This is a genomic window from Nocardia xishanensis NBRC 101358, from assembly GCF_001613365.1.
Lineage (GTDB): Bacteria > Actinomycetota > Actinomycetes > Mycobacteriales > Mycobacteriaceae > Nocardia > Nocardia xishanensis.
The window spans coordinates 14287-29869 of sequence record NZ_BDCF01000017.1 but is presented as its reverse complement, the minus strand read 5'-3'; the positions used below and the strand labels follow the sequence as shown (position 1 = coordinate 29869).

The following is a 15583-nucleotide window of genomic DNA, read 5'->3' as shown; positions in this document are numbered from 1 at the left end:
GCTGTCTCCACTCAAGTTCGTGACGCTTGCTCATGCTGCTTTGCTTTCGGTTGCTCGTGCGATGGGCCAATCGGCACGGACGTCCTCGAACGGCCGGTCGTTGCGGCGGAGGTAGTCGATGAGGCTGTGCGCCTGTTCGCGGTACCAGCTCTCTTGTGCGCGCATCAGATCTGATGCGGTGTAGGCGGCAAGCTCGGGGAAGACGCGCGGCAGCTTCCACGCCAGCCGTGCCGCCGCGGTCGCATCCGCTTGCGCATCGTGGGCGTCATCCAATCGGATGCCGTAATGGATGCACACTGCGGACAGCTTCCGGGAACCCTTGCGGTACTTGTCGTAGTGCTTGTCCAGCACAAAGCCATCCACCACGAGGCCGCGGACCTCGAAATCGGGTGCATGCGTGGCCAACAGGCTGAGATCGAAGCTGCCGTTGTAGACAGCGACGCATCGGCCCTCAGCCCAGCAGGCGTACAGCTCGGACACCACTTCCGACACCACATCCGCGTGCGGACGGCCATGCTTCTCGACGTACTCATCGGTGATGCCGTGTACCTCTGTGGATGCCGGCGGGATAGGGATGCCGGGATGCGCGATCCAATTGCGCGCCCGGACATCCCCGCCGTCGATGCGCACGATGGATGCGGTGACGATGCGGTCGGACTCGACCGATATTCCCGTCGTCTCCAAATCGAAGGCCGCGAGGGGCATGGTTGTCCAACTAGTCAAAGGTTGCTCCGATCGCGTCGAGGATCGTTTGGCCTGGCTTGATCGGCACTGCGCGATATCCGTTGCGCTGGTTGGCGTAGCGGAGGGCTGCGAGTTCGTCATCGAAGTAGGTGACTTGGTAGCAGTCGCCGCCTTCCCCGGCCCGCTTCCCCGCTTCTGGGAACACGAGCCAGGCGCCTGCCTCTGGGGGATCGAGGTTCACAACGTTCACGGCTCACGCCTCCGGGTCCGGCGGGAACATGCCACCGTCGGCGGCGTCCTCGTAGTAGGCGGCCGGCGCGTCGGTCACCCCGTCGTCGACGAGTTCGCCTTCCAAGACCGGGTCGGCTTCCACCAAGGCAGGTGCCGTGAACTCCTCCTGCTGAACCCGCTTGGACTCGACGACCTTCGCGTCGTTGCGGATCTCGGTGGACGTCGGAACCCACTTCGCGAGCTGCCGCACCGCGGACTTGAGCCACATCGCGGCCTCATGCTTCTGCCACGGCGAGTACTCGGAGTTCGAGCCCTGCGACGATTCCTTGATCCGCTTGATGTCGTGGCGGTTCAGCACGACAACCTTCGAGTAAGAGCCATCCTTCATCCGCGCGTACGCATAGACGAGACGCAGCTTGCCGCGGTCTTCGGAGTCCCAGTCGATTTCGTGTTGCGGGTACTGGTCACGTCCGGGGTGGTAGGTGAACCGGTCGTTGGAGTACACGCATTCGGCAACAACGGACGAAACGAAGCCCGCGTTGTAGATGAGCTTGATGATCCCCCGGTAGCCAGGGATGCCGAGGATTTCCAGGCGGCCCTTGACCTTTCGGGGCGTAAGCCAAAATTCCTCCGTCCCTGGTTCGAGGCCGAGGCGGGCGGCGTCGAGCAGGGCGGCCATGAAAACGCCGGGGTTGTTCATGGCTGCGATTTCGAGTTCGTAGTAGTCGCCCTGCTTCTTGCCCTTCTTCAGGGCGCCTTGCGCGATCCTGACCCAGGTTTCGGGTCGGATGTGGGAGGGCATGACCTGCGCGAAGTCGCCCTGGTATTGGGCGATCATTCCGCGCGGCGAGTGGTCCTGTTTGGCGACGGCCTGAGAGGTTGAGGTGGTCATGCTGCTTCTCCGTGGTGAAGTTCGGGGCGTTTCCGGGTTTGGGTGACGAAGGGTGTGCCGCCTCGTTTCTGTTGGCGGCGGGCGATGTTGACGCCCCGGAATCGGCCGTAGCGTCCGTCACCGATTTCGTGCGCGAGTTGCGCTGTGGCGCCGATGCGTTCGGCGATGGCGTCGGCTTCGGCGTCGATCGCGTTGAGGTAGCGGAGTGCGGTCGCTTCGGTCAGTTCGACTTCTTCGTCAACGATGTCGGGGTTGAGCGCTCTCACCGTCTGGTAGGTGGCGGTGTGCCGATCCAGGTCTGGCGGTTGCGGTCGACCGCCGGTTGGGAGGCTGTCCATGAACGCGGTGACGCGCTGGCGGATGTCTGCCGCTTCTTTGGGGTCGTAGTGGACGACGTATTCGCGGAACGACAGGTAGGCGCCGAGCATCGCGACGTGCGCGGTCCGGGCGCCGATCGTGTCCATGGTCCACATGACCTGGGCTCGGTAGCCGACCGGGATTTCGTCGGTTCCGGGTTCACCCCACTCGGTGTCGGAGTCGGCGTCGGTCTTCCACTCCCCCACACGGATCTCCAGCCCGGCGCGCGTGGGTACCCAGATGGCAGCGTCTGGTGACGCGATCTGCCAGGTGCGCGCACGGTGTTGCCAGGTTCCGGTTTTGCGGACGGTCCAGTCGGGGTGCTGGTCGGCGAACCATGCGGCGATGGCAGGTTCGAGGTAGTGGCCGCGTGCTTGTTCCTCGGTCTGTTCGAGGTCTGGGATGTGTCCGGCCATCTTGTGCCAGATGGAGAACGGGGATTCCCACCGCGACAGGCCAAGCACCGCTGAGACTTTCGACGCGCTCATGCGTGACCACCATTCGGGTGACCCGGGTTCGATGATGTCGGCAAGTTCGATGCCGTCGAGTTCACGAATCACCATGTGCTCCAGAGGGTTCCGCTCCAGTCGAGGAGCCAGGCGAGAGAGCCGAGGAGTGCCCCGTAGGCGATGACGGAGACGGCGGCGATGACGTGTTCGATGAGGTTGCGCATCAGGGGCGCTCCACGTCCTTGATGCGGCGGCGCAGAGAGGTAATCTCAGCGTCCTGCTGCTGCACTCGGCGGGCGAGTTCGGTGACGAACCGAGCAAGGTCGGTCACCGACTGTGCGGCTGCCGAGTGGTCGGAGAAGTCGGTCCAGCCGACGCTGTCTTGCGCGCTGAGGGCGCGTTGGACGAGTGAGGTATCGTGTGGTTTGGACATGCCACGTGGTCGCTTTCGTGGTAGGTCAGCCCGTCTCCCATGCCAGTGGGGGACGGGCATTTTTCGTATCGGACCACTTCAGACTACGTGTCGCATCCAGTGAATGCAATCGTATTTCATGAACTGCACAACAAGGCGGTGCGGACATTCAGTCGTCCGGAGTACGCCTTCGCATGCACCGCATGGCGTTTACCAGCACATTTCGATAGACTGTGAGCCAGTGCACACCTGGACGGTTGTTTCGGGTGTGTCGCATTCAATGGTCTGGCGATACCATCAGTCCACTATCACTTCCCTACCGTCGAGTAGAGATGTGCGACGAAAGGCAACCCAGTGACCGACCGGCCCACAACTGAAGACAGCAGCGAGGGCGCCACGCCCACTCCCTGGTGGAGATGGATCGAAAACCTAATGTATGTGGAGGGCATCGACTCGGTCACCCAACTTGCGAAGCGACTCGACATCAGGCCATCGACGATCTTCTACTGGCAGAACAACCCCGTCCAGCCGAAGGTAGAGCTGGCTCGCGCCATCGCCGAAACATTCAACCGACCAATTCCGGAAGTCTTCATCGCCGCCGGCTTCGCCACAGCCAAAGAGTTGGGACAGGCGATCACGACCACAGATCCGGCTCTTCAGCTGACGGACAGTGACCTTGTGGTCGAGGTCGCACGCCGACTCGGTGTCACGACGATCGCGCGCCAGATCGACGAAGCAAACGCCGAACCCCTCGCTGAGACACCTCGCCCAGCGCGGGCGACAAAGAAAGCCGCGAGCAAGACGACCGCCGCTGCGCGGCGGGCATCTCCCCGCGGCTAATCTCCCCCGACCCCTTTATGCTGCGGAACCGAATCCCGTAGCGTGCGGGCGGATCTCGTACGTGACCGGCACCGTGACCTCAGTTTCCCAGCAGGGGCCTAGCTCGCGGTCGTGCCGTTGCGTCCACCCAGTCGGCCGGACCGATGGCGGGTTGAGCCAAGCGTCGAGACCGCGGCTGTAGAGCACGGCAGTATCCGCGTCATCGATCAATGGGCCCGAACAGGGCCACATGTCGATCTGGGCTGTGCGTTGCGTGACGGTCACTCGGCCGATCAGCTTCCACAGCCCGCCGCAGTCGTCGGGGCGGATGTTGATCATCCCGGCGGCGGCTCGCATCGTAAGTATGCCGAGAGTCGTCAAATTTTCAATGATTTTCGCTGGATCGAGCTTGTGATCGAGCATGGACCGGTCCTTGGGTGCGTGCGTCCACCCTCCTTGCCGCCGCTAGGGAGGGGTAACGGATTTGTTGCCATGAAGGTGGCGAGTGCGTCAGGCTCGCCGATACAGGTGGCGCTCTCGTGGACACCGGCGCCGCAAAGCTTGTGACAGTGACTGTCAGTTCGATAGCTGTGCAAGTGTCCGCGTCTAGGCCCCACCTTGGAAGATACCTGCGTTTAGGCTGGTCCTCCCCCGACGGTGGGCCGGTCTGTCGCGCAACGAATTTGACGGATGCTGCTCCTGTTATCCAGGTTGTAGCTGAGACTAGTACCCGAATATGAATACCGCAAGGTCTCGACGCTACGTGTTTGCAGAAATCTTGTCTACCTCCCAGTCGGAGGCCCATCGGGCTACGCTGAGGTGTGGCACGGCGGCGGCGGCACTCCAGCAAGGACCTGAACTTCGCCTTGGCGCGCGAGGTCAGGGACCGGCGGGAGAAGGCCGACATGACACAGCAAGACCTGTACAGGGCCGTCGGCATGTCCAAGAGCACTTACCTCTCCCGCGAATGGGGAGAACGACCCTGGACCGTCGTCGAAATCGAAGCAATAGCAGACATATTCGACATGACAGCCTCCGAGCTGGTCGCCGCGGCCGAAGAAAGGCCCGACGACAACGGTGACCACCCGTGGATGGCCGCCCTCGGCGGCGAGTAGTCGAAAATGGGTAACTGCCCGCTATCTGTCGGATTTGCCCGTTAAGCTGCGGCTGTGTGGGTTTCAGTCGCTTTATTGGTCATGTCGGCATCCATGCGGCTGAAGATCTGGAGCAGACGCGACGGCTCGCCAAACCGCGCGTTCACGATCGCTATGTACCTGCTTGCGCTCGGCTTCGCACTCCAGACGCCCGAACTCGCCGACCCGATCGACCGTGTCGGCCCTGACCATCTCAGCGATCTTCTGCATGTGCTGATGATCCTCGGGGCATGCACGATCTTGTCCCTGATCCCGCTGCGGCGGCCGAGCCGTCGCCGCTACCGGTATCCGTGGATCGCCTACAACATGATCCTCGGCGTCTTGGCGATCATCGCCAGCGATCTCGGCACCGACCCTCTGCCGGCGGCTCCGCGGTATCAGCACCTGTTTGCTCTTGGTGTTCTGTCGACCTGCATCTTGATCGCGGGCACCGCGATCAAGGAGTTGCGTGGCGGGAAGATGCTGATCGCGCTGATCATCGCCGCCGTTGCTTCCGTCGCGTCCGCGGGAATCACGGTGTGGTCGTTGATGGTCGCGCCGAACTGGATGCAGGTCCACTATTACGACTTGCTGACGGTGACGTCACTGTTCTCGGCGCTGGGGATGTCGGCGGCCGGTTTGTATGGGCTCCGACTTGCATCGCTGCGCGCTCACGCCGACCGGAGCCCGGTTGCGAATCGATAGCTAGGCCCGAAAACTCGTCGGCGTGTCGTGAAAGCGACACGCCGACGAGTGTGCCTGCGGCAGATGCACGCCGGCGGGAAAGGACGCCCGTCTCACTCGGGTTCAGCCCGGCGCGAGAACGGTTCCAGAGGCAGCCGAAACGCCCTTGAACAGCGGGCAGATTCGGGCAGTCGCAGTGCGACTTTGAGTGTCACTTTGGGGGCCAAACGCGCGGGCGGGCCAGGGTTGACGCGGGCAGTTCCGGGTGGTTCGATGAGGCGAATCGTCGCAGGTCAGAAGACATCTGGAGGCACTGTTTCGCCATGTCGTACAGACCCACGAAACGAATTTCGGATGTTTCGCTTCATGTTTATGTGACGCCGGAGACTCTGGAACGCGTCGTCGAGACGGTGCGCGCGGTGGTGGACGACCACCTGCACGACCGCGACGTCTTCGCGTGGCGGTTCACGCTGCCGGTCGAGCCGGACGACCCGGCCCACATTCTCCTCGAAACCCAATGGCGCGTAGACCATCCCGGTCAGGAGCCGGACGCGCGCCGCACCTACGAGATCGCGCTCAGCCTGGTCGGGGCGCCGCGCGATCTGACCGCAACGAGCCTGGCCGCCCTGGAACGCCGGCTGATGATCGAAACATCCTGCGGTATCGATGATCCCGATGTGCCACGCACGATCAGCACGCAGCGCAGGGACAGCTTCGATTTCGAGTTCGAGCGGGAGATCCTCTAGCGCCCACGCCGTTTCGGCGTGGGCGCCCGCAATCACCGGCGAACGGGATTCAGCGACGCGACGGGAAGTGGCGGATGACCCCCTCCTGCACCGTGGTGGCGAGGAGTTCACCGCCGCGCGAGTAGAACCGGCCGGTGGCGAGGCCGCGCGAACCCGCGGCGACCGGGGATTCGGTGGCGTACAGTGCCCAGTCGTCGAAGCGGAACGGACGGTGGAACCAGATGGAGTGGTTCACCGTGGCCGCGACGATCCGGTCCAGGCCCCAGGAAAGACCGTGCGTGGTGATGATCGAGTCGAGCACCGTCGTATCGGACGAATAGCCCAACATCGCGACGTGAATCAGCGGATCGTCGGGCAGCGTGCCGTCGGCGCGCATCCACACCCGGTTGTGGTTGAGCCGCTCCCCCGTGCCCTTCAGAATCCAGGCGGGATCGTTGGTGTAGCGCATGTCGATCGGGTGCGGCGCGTTGACGAACATCTCCAGCTTGTCCTCCAAGCCTTCGAAGCTCTCCTCGACGCGCGGCAGCTGCTCGGGGTCCGGCACATCCGGATGGGGGTGGGCGTGCTCGAGCCCCTTACCCGAGTCCTGGAAGGCGGCCAGCATGACGAACAGCTCCTGATCGTCCTGCACGGCGGTGACCGTGCGGTTGGCGAAGGAGCGGCCGTCGCGGTGCCGGTCGACCCGGTACTCGATCGGCTTCTTGGGATCGCCGCCGCGCACGAAATGCGCGTTCACGGCGTGCACCGGCCGGTCGCCCGCGGTGCGACCGGCCGCCATGATCGCCTGGGCGACCAGCTGTCCGCCGAAGGTCCGGCTCCAGACCTTCTCCGGATGGTGGCCGACGAAGATGTCGGTGTCCATCTGCTCGAGATCGAGCAGACCGAGCAGCACATCCAGATCGGACCCCTTCGTCGGCTCTTCGGTGCCGACGCGGCCGCCTAGCGAAGCACTCACCTAGTGGTCCTCCTCACCGATACGGTGCACATGAATCAGGTTGGTGGAGCCGACAGTACCGGGCGGGGAGCCCGCCACGATGACGACGAGGTCGCCTTTCTTGTATCGGTCCATCGACAGCAGCGACTGGTCCACCTGGTGGATCATCGCGTCGGTCGTCTTCACCGTGGGAACGATGAAGGTCTCGGTACCCCAGGTCAGCGCGAGCTGGCTGCGCACCTCGGGCAGCGGGGTGAAGGCGAGCAGCGGCAGCGGCGTGTGCAGACGGGCCAGCCTGCGCACGGTGTCGCCGGACTGGGTGAACGCCACCAGCGCCTTGGCGTTGAGCCGCTCGCCGATGTCGCGCGCCGCGTAGGAGATGACGCCGCGCTTGGTGCGCGGCACGTGGGTCAGCGGTGGCACCCGGGTGGAGGACTCGGCCTCGACCGCGTGCACGATGCGGGCCATCGTCCGGACGGTCTCGATCGGGTACACGCCGACGGAGGTCTCGCCGGACAGCATCACCGCGTCCGCGCCGTCGAGCACCGCGTTGGCCACGTCGGAGGCCTCGGCGCGGGTCGGGCGCGAGTTCTCGATCATCGACTCCAGCATCTGGGTCGCGACGATGACCGGCTTGGCGTTCTCCCGCGCCATCTGGATGGCCCGCTTCTGCACCAGCGGCACCTGCTCCAGCGGCAGCTCGACGCCGAGATCGCCGCGCGCGACCATGATCGCGTCGAAGGCGAGCACGATCGCCTCGAGATTGTCGATGGCCTCGGGCTTCTCCAGCTTGCCGATCACAGGGACGCGACGGCCGACCCGGTCCATCACGTCGTGCACCAGCTCCACGTCGGAAGGCGAGCGGACGAACGAGAGCGCGATGAAGTCGACGCCGAGCTTCAGCGCGAACTCCAGGTCCTCGATGTCCTTCTCCGAGAGCGCGGGCACCGACACGTCCATGCCGGGCAGCGAGACGCCCTTGTTGTTGGAGACCGGCCCGCCCTCGGTCACCCGGCAGATCACGTCGTTGCCATCGACGCTGGTCACCGTCAGGCCGACCTTGCCGTCGTCGACGAGCAGCCGGTCGCCTGCCTTGGCGTCCTTGGCCAGCTCCTTGTACGTGGTCGAGACCCGGTCGTGAGTGCCGTCGATGTCGTCGACGGTGATGCGCACTTCCTCCCCGGTCGCCCACACCGTGCGGCCCTCGATGAACCGGCCCAGCCGGATCTTGGGGCCCTGTAGGTCGGCGAGGATGCCGACCGCCCTGCCGACGTGGTCCGAGGCCTGGCGCACCTTCTTGTAGTTCTCGGCATGGTCGGAGTGCTCGCCGTGACTGAAATTCAGGCGAGCCACGTCCATACCGCTCTCGACGAGTTCGCGGATACGGTCCTCGGTGGCAGTGGCCGGGCCGAGCGTGCACACAATCTTCGTCCGTCGCATCACGAGTAGAGCGTAGTCCTGCCGAGTGGTGCGGGCCCGTCGTGGCCTCGGTGAAGACTTGGTGAACGGGTCCTCACCGGGCGACGTGCCGGGAAAGGCGCGTCTCCAGGCGCGTCTGACCGAAGCCGAGGATCAGGCAGATGACCCAGTAGTAGAGCGCCGCGACCCCGTAGAGGGCGAAGAAGTCGAAGGTCGGCGCGGCCGCCAGCTGCGCGGTGCGCAACAGTTCGGTGACCAGGATGGTCGACGCCAGCGAGGTGTCCTTGACCAGCGAGATGAGCGTGTTCGACAGCGGCGGCACCGCGATCCGCGCGGCCTGCGGCAGGATGATCAGCCGCAGCATCATCGGATACGACATGCCGAGCGCCTGCGCCGCCTCCCACTGCCCGTGCGCGACCGACAGGATCGCGGCGCGCACCACCTCGGCCGCGTAGCCGCCGACGTTCAAGCTGAACGCGATCACCGCCGCGGGGAACGGATCGATCACGATGTCGAATTGCGGCAGCGCGTAGAACACGATGAACAGCTGCACCAGCAGCGGCGTGCCGCGGATGATCGAGATGTAGAAGCGCGCGGGCGCTGACAGCAGCCAGGTCGGCGACATCCGCGCCAGCGCGACGAACAGCGCGAGCGCCAAGCCGATCACGAAGCTGATCGCGGTGAGCGGGATGGTCTTGGTGACGGTGGCCTCGAGCATCGGCCACAGGTTGTGCCAGATCAGCTCCCTGGTCGCGGCGTCCACGAGCGGCTATTTGCTGACGTCGACGCCGAAGTACTCATCCGAGATCCGCGCCAGCCTGCCCTCGGCGCGCAGCTCGTCCAGTGCCCGGTTCACCTCGGCGATCAACGGGTCGCCCTTGCGCGCGGCGAAGCCCATCCGGCTGGTCTCGCCGGTCTGCGCGGCGATCTTGACCGACTTGTCGCCCGAGGTCTTGGTGTACTCGTTGAATACCAGGTTGTCGTTGATCGTGCAGTCGACGCGGCCGTTCTTCAGCAGCTGGATTGCCTGTACCCAGCCCTCGACGGCCTCCACCTTCGCGCCCGCGCCCGTGGCGACCGCGCCCCAGTTGCTGGTGGCGGACTGCGCGGAGGTCTTGCCGGATAGGTCGGCGAGCGAGGTGATCGCGGCGTTGTCGGCGCGGGTGACGATCACGCCCTGCGAGGTGGTGTACGGCTGGGAGAGCTCGTACTTGTTCTTGCGCTCCTCGGTGATCGAGACCTGGTTGGCGACGAGCGCGAAACGCTTCGATTCCAGGCCCGCGAAGATCGCGTCCCACGGCGTCTGCACGAATTCGACCTTGCGGCCGAGCTTGTCGGCCACGGCGCGGACCACCTCGACGTCGTAGCCGGTGAGCGCGCCGTCGGAGCCCTGGTAGCTGAACGGCGAGTAGGTCCCCTCGGTGCCTACCTTCAGTACGTTCGGGTCGTCACCGCTGCCGCAGGCGGTGAGGCCGGTGGCGGCGACGATGGCGAGCACGACGGCGGCGAACAGCTTGCGACGCACGAAATCCCTCTCTCCGGTGCGTGGACGCGCCCACACACGACGCACAGATCAGGCCCAAATTACGCCTGATGCGGGCTGGTGCACAGTATCGCGATCACGCTGCGCGAAAGGGTGGCATCGCGAAAACACGAAGGGCGCCGCCTGATCGGCGACGCCCTTCGGAGCGTGGGTCAGTCCCGCAGTGGTCGCCCGTTGGCGTCGGGGACCTTGCCGGTCAGGATCATGATCCCGTCGATGAGCGACCAGATACCGCAGCCGCCGCAGGTGACGATCTGCAGGATGCCGATGGTCGTGTAGCCCAGGTAGAACCGGCCGATTCCGAAGGTGCCGACCAGCAGCTGCAGAATGCCCGCGATCATCTTCTGCTTGTCGGACAGCGGCACGCCGAAAGCGTCACGGCCGTACGGCGCTTCCGGATCGGCCGGGTTGTAGCCCTGCGGCTGCGGCTGGCCGTACGGCGCCGCCTGCGGGTAGCCACCGGGCTGCTGACCGTACTGCTGCTGGCCGTACTGCTGCTGACCGTACGGGTCGGCGGGCTGGCCGTACTGCTGCTGGCCCGAAGCGTCCTTGCTCAGGTCAGGACCCGTACCGGGCGGGCCGTACTGCGGGCCGCCTGAGCCTTGATTGTTCTGGTAGGGGTCGGTCACTTATGTCCTCCTCATCAAGTGGGCACCCTTTGCTGGCCCCCGGTTCGTCGATCGCCTCGACGGGCACGCCCGCGACGATCACCGGTCATCCTTGCCGATATCGACCGGTTATGTCGCCTCGGCGCCCCGAAGCGCGGAGTCCGATGACGGGAATTCTCCGGACTCCGCATCGTTATCGCGCGCGGTGGCGGATGTGTTGCCGTCGCGCGCGGTCGATTTCGCCGATGACTACTTGCCCTTGTCCGCCGTGGTCTTCTCGCCTGCTCCGCGGACGGATTCCTCCGCCTCGGCGGACTCGTCTTCCGCGTCGGGCGAGTCGACCGCCGCCGTGGACGACTTCGCGGCCGCGACGGATTCCGCCCCGGCAGTGGACTTCCCGACCGCATCCGGCGACTCCGCCGACTTCACGGCCGCGCCCTCGGACTTCTCCGCACTCACCGCTGCCGACCCGCCGGCCCCGGACTCCCCCGACGCCTCGCCGGATTCACCCGACCGTCCCGCCGCTGATCCCGAGTCCGCTTCGCCCGCAGCGTCTTTCGCGGAGTCCTCGGTCAGTGCCACGCCACTTCCGGCGATCGCCGCCGACGCACCCGCGGCGCGCAGTGCGCGCAGCTGCCACGGCCACGGGCGCGCCATCGCGCCGGGCTGCAACTGCTCGGCGGTCTCCCGGCCCTTGGTGGCGAACACGAAGTAGGCGATGGCCGCCAGGAAGACCAGCGCCGAGGTGAACGAATTGATGCGGACGCCTGCGATCTTGGTGGCCTCGTCGTCGCGCATCAGCTCGACGAAGAACCGGCCGAAGCTGTATCCCGCGACGTAGAGCGCGAACAGGCGGCCGTGGCCGATCCGCCAGCGCCGGTCGATCTGCACCAGCAGCACGACGACCAGCAGGTTCCACAGCATCTCGTAGAGGAACGTGGGGTGCACGATCTTCTCGACGACGTCGTTGGAGACGCCGTTCATCGGGTCGGGATCGCCGTTGGCGTCGAACCGCGGGTAGATCTCCAGGCCCCACGGCACGGTGGTCTCGCGGCCGTAGAGCTCCTGGTTGAAGTAGTTGCCGAGGCGGCCGACGGCCTGGGCGAGCAGGATCGGCGGCGCGATGGCGTCACCGAACGCGGGCAACGGGACACGATAGACACGGCAGCCGATCCAGGCGCCGATACCGCCGAGGAACACCGCGCCCCAGATGCCGAGGCCGCCCTGCCAGATGTAGAGCGCCTCGATCGGGTTGGCGCCCGCGGCGAAGTACTTCTTCCAGTCCGTCGCCACGTGGTAGAGGCGACCGCCGATCAGACCGAACGGCACCGCGAACATGGCGACATCGAGCACCGTGCCCGACTGGCCGCCGCGCTCCTGCCAACGCCGCTCACCCCACCAGATGGCGACGACGATGCCGAGGATGATGCAGAGGGCGTAGGCCCGCAGCGGGATCGGTCCGAGTTGCCACACGCCTTGCGGGGGGCTGGGGATATAGGCCAGCACATCGCTTCGTAAGGTCACGGGGCCACCGTAGCCGAGGGCGCGGCGAGCGCGAGATTCGGTGGGGTGTGCCGGCGCCGTCGCTCCCGCCGTACGCGGGCTCTCGACGGATTCCGCTCTTGACGTCCGGCTACGAGGCGACGGTCGCCGAGCGCACGCCTTCGGCGAGTTCCCTCGTCAGCGCGCGCACCGCGTCCAACCCCTCGGCCGCCGCGGTGACCAGCGCCGAACCGACGATCACGCCGTCGGAGTAGCTCGCGATCTCGGCGGCCTGGACGCCGTTGCGGACGCCGAGGCCGACGCCGATCGGCATGTCGGAGTGGGCGCGGATGCGGGCGCACAGCGCGGGCGCCGCGGAAGACACCACGTCGCGCGCGCCGGTGACACCCATGGTCGAGGACGCGTAGATGAAACCGCGGGATGCCTCGAGCGTCTTCACCAAGCGCTCTTCGGTGGAGGACGGCGCGACCAGGAAGATACGGTCGAGATCGTGCGCGGCCGAGGCGACGAACCAGTCGTCGGCCTCCTCGGGAATGAGGTTCGGGGTGATGATGCCCGCGCCGCCCGCGGCGGCCAGATCGCGCGCGAAGCGGTCGACGCCGTACTTTAGCACCGGGTTCCAGTAGCTCATCACCACGGCCTTGCCGCCCGCCTCGGCGATCGCCTCGACCACCGTGAACACGTCGCGCACCCGCACGCCGCCACGAAGGGCCTGCTCGGCGGCGGCCTGGATGGTCGGGCCGTCCATCACCGGATCGGAGTAGGCGACGCCGACTTCGATGATGTCGCAACCGGATTCGACCATCGCGCGGCACACCTCGATGGAACCGGCCAGGTCGGGGTAGCCCGCGGGCAGGTAACCGATCAGCGCGGCCCTGTTCTCCGCGCGCGCCGCGGCGAAGGTGTTGGCGAGACGGGACTGCTGGCTCACGACTCGGTCTCCTGCGGTTCGTCGAACAGCCCGAACCAGCGGGCCGCGGTGTCCATGTCCTTGTCGCCGCGGCCGGACAGGTTGACCAGGATGATCGCGCCGGGGCCGAGTTCCTTGCCCAGCTTCAGCGCGCCCGCCACCGCGTGCGCGGACTCGATCGCCGGGATGATGCCCTCGGTGCGGCTGAGCAGCAGCAGCGCGTCCATGGCCTCGGTGTCGGTGATCGGCAGGTACTCGGCGCGGCCGATGTCCTTGAGGTAGGCGTGCTCGGGGCCGACACCGGGGTAGTCGAGGCCCGCGGAGATGGAGTGGGATTCGATGGTCTGACCGTCCTCGTCCTGCAGCAGGTACGAGTAGGCGCCCTGGAACGCGCCCGGCGTGCCGCCGGTGAACGTCGCGGCGTGCCTGCCGGTGTGGACACCGTCACCCGCCGCCTCGTAGCCGATCAGCCGGACGGCCGGGTCGTCGAGGAAGGCGTGGAAGATGCCGATGGCGTTGGAGCCGCCGCCGACACAGGCGGTCACCGCGTCGGGCAGTCTGCCCGTCATGTCCTGCACCTGCTGGCGCGCCTCGAGGCCGACGACGCGCTGGAGGTCGCGCACCATGAGCGGGAACGGGTGCGGCCCGGCCGCGGTGCCGAAGCAGTAGTAGGTCTGCTCGGCGTTGGTGACCCAGTCGCGCAGAGCCTCGTTGATGGCGTCCTTGAGCGTCTGCGAGCCGGTGGTCACCGAGATGACCTCGGCGCCGAGCAGCCGCATCCGCGCCACGTTCAGCGCCTGGCGGGCGGTGTCGACCGCGCCCATGTAGATGACGCAGTCCAGACCGAGCAGCGCGCACGCGGTGGCGGTGGCGACGCCGTGCTGGCCCGCACCGGTCTCCGCGATGACGCGGGTCTTGCCCATCCGCTTGGCGAGCAGCGCCTGGCCGAGCACGTTGTTGATCTTGTGCGAGCCGGTGTGGTTCAGGTCCTCGCGCTTGAGCATGATGCGGGCGCCGCCCGCGTGCTCGGCGAGCCGCTTGCACTCGAACAGCGGCGACGGGCGGCCGGTGTAATCGCGCTGCAGCCGATCCAGCTCGTCGAGGAAGGTGTGGTCGGCGCGGCACTTCTCGTACTCCGCGGTGACCTCTTCGATCACCGCCATCAGCGCCTCGGGCACGTGCCTGCCGCCGTAGACGCCGAAGTGGCCGCCGAGATCCGGTTCGTGGGCGCTCGGGTGAGCGACGCCCGCGCTGGCCTGGGGTAGTGCGTTCACCGCCATCACCGGCCCCGCCGAGCCGGCTTGGGGCAGGACGGGTGGGTGCCCGCGGTCACCAGCTCGGACACCGCCGCGCGCGGGTCGCCGCTGGTCACCAGGCCCTCGCCGACCAGCACCGCGTCCGCGCCCGCGCCCGCGTAGGCCAGCAGGTCTGCGGTGCCGCGGATGCCGGACTCGGCGATCCGGATGACCTCGGTGGGCAGGCCGGGGGCGATGCGGGCGAACACGTCGCGGTCCACCTCGAGCGTCTTGAGGTTGCGGGCGTTCACGCCGATCACCGACGCGCCCGCGGACAGCGCGCGGTCGGCCTCCTCCTCGGTGTGCACCTCGACCAGCGCGGTCATGCCGAGCGATTCGGTGCGGTCGATGAGCGAGGACAGCACGTCCTGCTCCAGAGCGGCGACGATCAGCAGGATGACGTCGGCGCCGTGCGCGCGCGCCTCGTGAATCTGGTAGGGACCGACCACGAAATCCTTGCGCAGGATCGGGATGTTCACGGTGGCGCGCACCGCGTCCAGGTCGTCGAGCGAACCGCCGAAGCGGCGTCCCTCGGTGAGCACGCTGATGACGCGGGCGCCGCCGTCCTCGTATGCCTTGGCCAGGCTCGCGGGGTCCGGGATGTCGGCCAGCGGCCCCTTGGACGGGCTGGCCCGCTTGACCTCGGCGATGACGCCGATGCCGTCTTCCAGGAGCGCGGCGCGCGCGTCGAGCGGGGCGGGCGCTGCGGCGGCTGCGGCCTTGATGGCCGGGAAGTCCAAGAGGGCTTCCCGAGCGGCCACATCCGCGCGGACCCCGTCGAGAATCGAGTCGAGTACCGTCATCTGGCTCGAATCCTTTCTGGGGAGACGGACTTGCTGCCTGAGAATCCCCCCAGGCGCTGTCTCACCGATGCTGACAAAGAATAAATGGCTGTACCTGTTGTCTTGCCGCCGGGGTTCAGCTCCGCGGCCGTCCGGCGGTCGCGCCACGCGGGGAACCCATC

18 protein-coding genes are annotated in these 15583 nt (G+C 66.5%); 4 read left to right on the top strand and 14 right to left on the bottom strand.

What is annotated here, in order from left to right; genetic code table 11:
• Positions 1 to 30 precede the first annotated feature (30 nt).
• The 4 genes from NX1_RS15835 to NX1_RS15825 are packed head-to-tail and all read right to left on the bottom strand — an operon-like array spanning position 31 to position 2934.
• On the bottom strand, positions 31 to 705 hold the full coding sequence (locus tag NX1_RS15835) for an exonuclease domain-containing protein (protein ID WP_068059160.1): 675 nt from the start codon (positions 703 to 705) through the stop codon (positions 31 to 33).
• Between the two features lie 10 nt (positions 706 to 715).
• Positions 716 to 934, bottom strand: a complete 219-nt coding sequence (locus NX1_RS36295; protein WP_157119775.1) for a hypothetical protein — start codon at positions 932 to 934, stop codon at positions 716 to 718.
• 3 nt (positions 935 to 937) lie between these two features.
• On the bottom strand, positions 938 to 1807 hold the full coding sequence (locus NX1_RS15830) for a recombinase RecT (RefSeq protein WP_068059158.1): 870 nt from the start codon (positions 1805 to 1807) through the stop codon (positions 938 to 940).
• Complete coding sequence (locus tag NX1_RS15825; RefSeq protein WP_169812240.1) at positions 1804 to 2934, bottom strand: YqaJ viral recombinase family protein; 1131 nt, start codon at positions 2932 to 2934, stop codon at positions 1804 to 1806. Before NX1_RS15825 ends, NX1_RS15830 begins: the two co-directional genes overlap by 4 nt.
• 445 nt (positions 2935 to 3379) lie before the next feature.
• Here NX1_RS15825 and NX1_RS15815 point away from each other — a divergent pair, with 445 nt between their 5' ends.
• Positions 3380 to 3865, top strand: coding sequence for a helix-turn-helix transcriptional regulator (locus NX1_RS15815; protein ID WP_157119774.1), 486 nt, complete (start codon positions 3380 to 3382; stop codon positions 3863 to 3865).
• Between the two features lie 15 nt (positions 3866 to 3880).
• Here the strand turns inward: NX1_RS15815 and NX1_RS15810 are convergent, their stop codons facing one another.
• A complete protein-coding gene (locus tag NX1_RS15810) occupies positions 3881 to 4267 on the bottom strand; it encodes a hypothetical protein (protein ID WP_068059149.1) in 387 nt (128 codons plus the stop codon).
• 398 nt (positions 4268 to 4665) lie between these two features.
• On the opposite strand from NX1_RS15810, the gene NX1_RS15805 reads away from it, so the two are divergent.
• From NX1_RS15805 to NX1_RS15795, 3 genes are all read left to right on the top strand, one after another.
• Entirely contained in the window at positions 4666 to 4959 is a 294-nt protein-coding gene (locus NX1_RS15805; RefSeq protein ID WP_068059147.1) for a helix-turn-helix domain-containing protein, read from the top strand.
• Positions 4960 to 5013: 54 nt separating this feature from the next.
• Positions 5014 to 5682: a hypothetical protein gene (locus NX1_RS15800; protein WP_157119772.1), complete on the top strand. Its 669-nt coding sequence runs from the start codon at positions 5014 to 5016 to the stop codon at positions 5680 to 5682.
• A 353-nt stretch (positions 5683 to 6035) separates the two neighbouring features.
• Positions 6036 to 6407 carry a hypothetical protein gene (locus NX1_RS15795; protein WP_245668524.1) on the top strand — a complete coding sequence of 124 codons (372 nt, stop codon included), beginning with the start codon at positions 6036 to 6038 and terminating at the stop codon, positions 6405 to 6407.
• Between the two features lie 49 nt (positions 6408 to 6456).
• Here NX1_RS15795 and NX1_RS15790 read toward each other — a convergent pair whose 3' ends face one another.
• The 9 genes from NX1_RS15790 to trpC form a co-directional block, all read right to left on the bottom strand.
• A complete protein-coding gene (locus NX1_RS15790; RefSeq protein ID WP_245668531.1) occupies positions 6457 to 7269 on the bottom strand; it encodes an acyl-CoA thioesterase in 813 nt (270 codons plus the stop codon).
• Positions 7270 to 7362: 93 nt separating this feature from the next.
• Entirely contained in the window at positions 7363 to 8784 is a 1422-nt protein-coding gene (pyk, locus tag NX1_RS15785) for a pyruvate kinase (RefSeq protein ID WP_174555489.1), read from the bottom strand.
• A 70-nt stretch (positions 8785 to 8854) separates the two neighbouring features.
• On the bottom strand, positions 8855 to 9523 hold the full coding sequence (locus tag NX1_RS15780; protein ID WP_084501468.1) for an amino acid ABC transporter permease: 669 nt from the start codon (positions 9521 to 9523) through the stop codon (positions 8855 to 8857).
• Positions 9524 to 9529: 6 nt separating this feature from the next.
• Positions 9530 to 10285 (bottom strand): amino acid ABC transporter substrate-binding protein, encoded by a 756-nt coding sequence (locus NX1_RS15775; protein ID WP_068059139.1) that lies wholly within the window; start codon positions 10283 to 10285, stop codon positions 9530 to 9532.
• Positions 10286 to 10455: 170 nt separating this feature from the next.
• Positions 10456 to 10932, bottom strand: a complete 477-nt coding sequence (locus NX1_RS15770; protein ID WP_068059137.1) for a TM2 domain-containing protein — start codon at positions 10930 to 10932, stop codon at positions 10456 to 10458.
• Between the two features lie 228 nt (positions 10933 to 11160).
• Positions 11161 to 12435, bottom strand: coding sequence for a prolipoprotein diacylglyceryl transferase (gene lgt, locus NX1_RS15765; protein WP_084501467.1), 1275 nt, complete (start codon positions 12433 to 12435; stop codon positions 11161 to 11163).
• 109 nt (positions 12436 to 12544) lie between these two features.
• A complete protein-coding gene (gene trpA, locus NX1_RS15760; RefSeq protein WP_068059133.1) occupies positions 12545 to 13345 on the bottom strand; it encodes a tryptophan synthase subunit alpha in 801 nt (266 codons plus the stop codon).
• On the bottom strand, positions 13342 to 14604 hold the full coding sequence (trpB, locus tag NX1_RS15755) for a tryptophan synthase subunit beta (protein WP_068059131.1): 1263 nt from the start codon (positions 14602 to 14604) through the stop codon (positions 13342 to 13344). The genes trpA and trpB overlap by 4 nt, the downstream gene beginning before the upstream one ends.
• Positions 14604 to 15422, bottom strand: coding sequence for an indole-3-glycerol phosphate synthase TrpC (gene trpC / locus NX1_RS15750; protein WP_068059129.1), 819 nt, complete (start codon positions 15420 to 15422; stop codon positions 14604 to 14606). The genes trpB and trpC overlap by 1 nt, the downstream gene beginning before the upstream one ends.
• Positions 15423 to 15583 lie beyond the last annotated feature (161 nt).

Coding starts and splice junctions, on each gene's coding strand:
- NX1_RS15835 (WP_068059160.1), bottom strand. CDS start 705: ATGCCCCTCGCGGCCTTCGATTTGGAGACGACGGGAATATCGGTCGAG.
- NX1_RS15830 (WP_068059158.1), bottom strand. CDS start 1,807: ATGACCACCTCAACCTCTCAGGCCGTCGCCAAACAGGACCACTCGCCG.
- NX1_RS15810 (WP_068059149.1), bottom strand. CDS start 4,267: ATGCTCGATCACAAGCTCGATCCAGCGAAAATCATTGAAAATTTGACG.
- NX1_RS15790 (WP_245668531.1), bottom strand. CDS start 7,269: ATGGACACCGACATCTTCGTCGGCCACCATCCGGAGAAGGTCTGGAGC.
- trpB (WP_068059131.1), bottom strand. CDS start 14,604: ATGGCGGTGAACGCACTACCCCAGGCCAGCGCGGGCGTCGCTCACCCG.
- trpC (WP_068059129.1), bottom strand. CDS start 15,422: ATGACGGTACTCGACTCGATTCTCGACGGGGTCCGCGCGGATGTGGCC.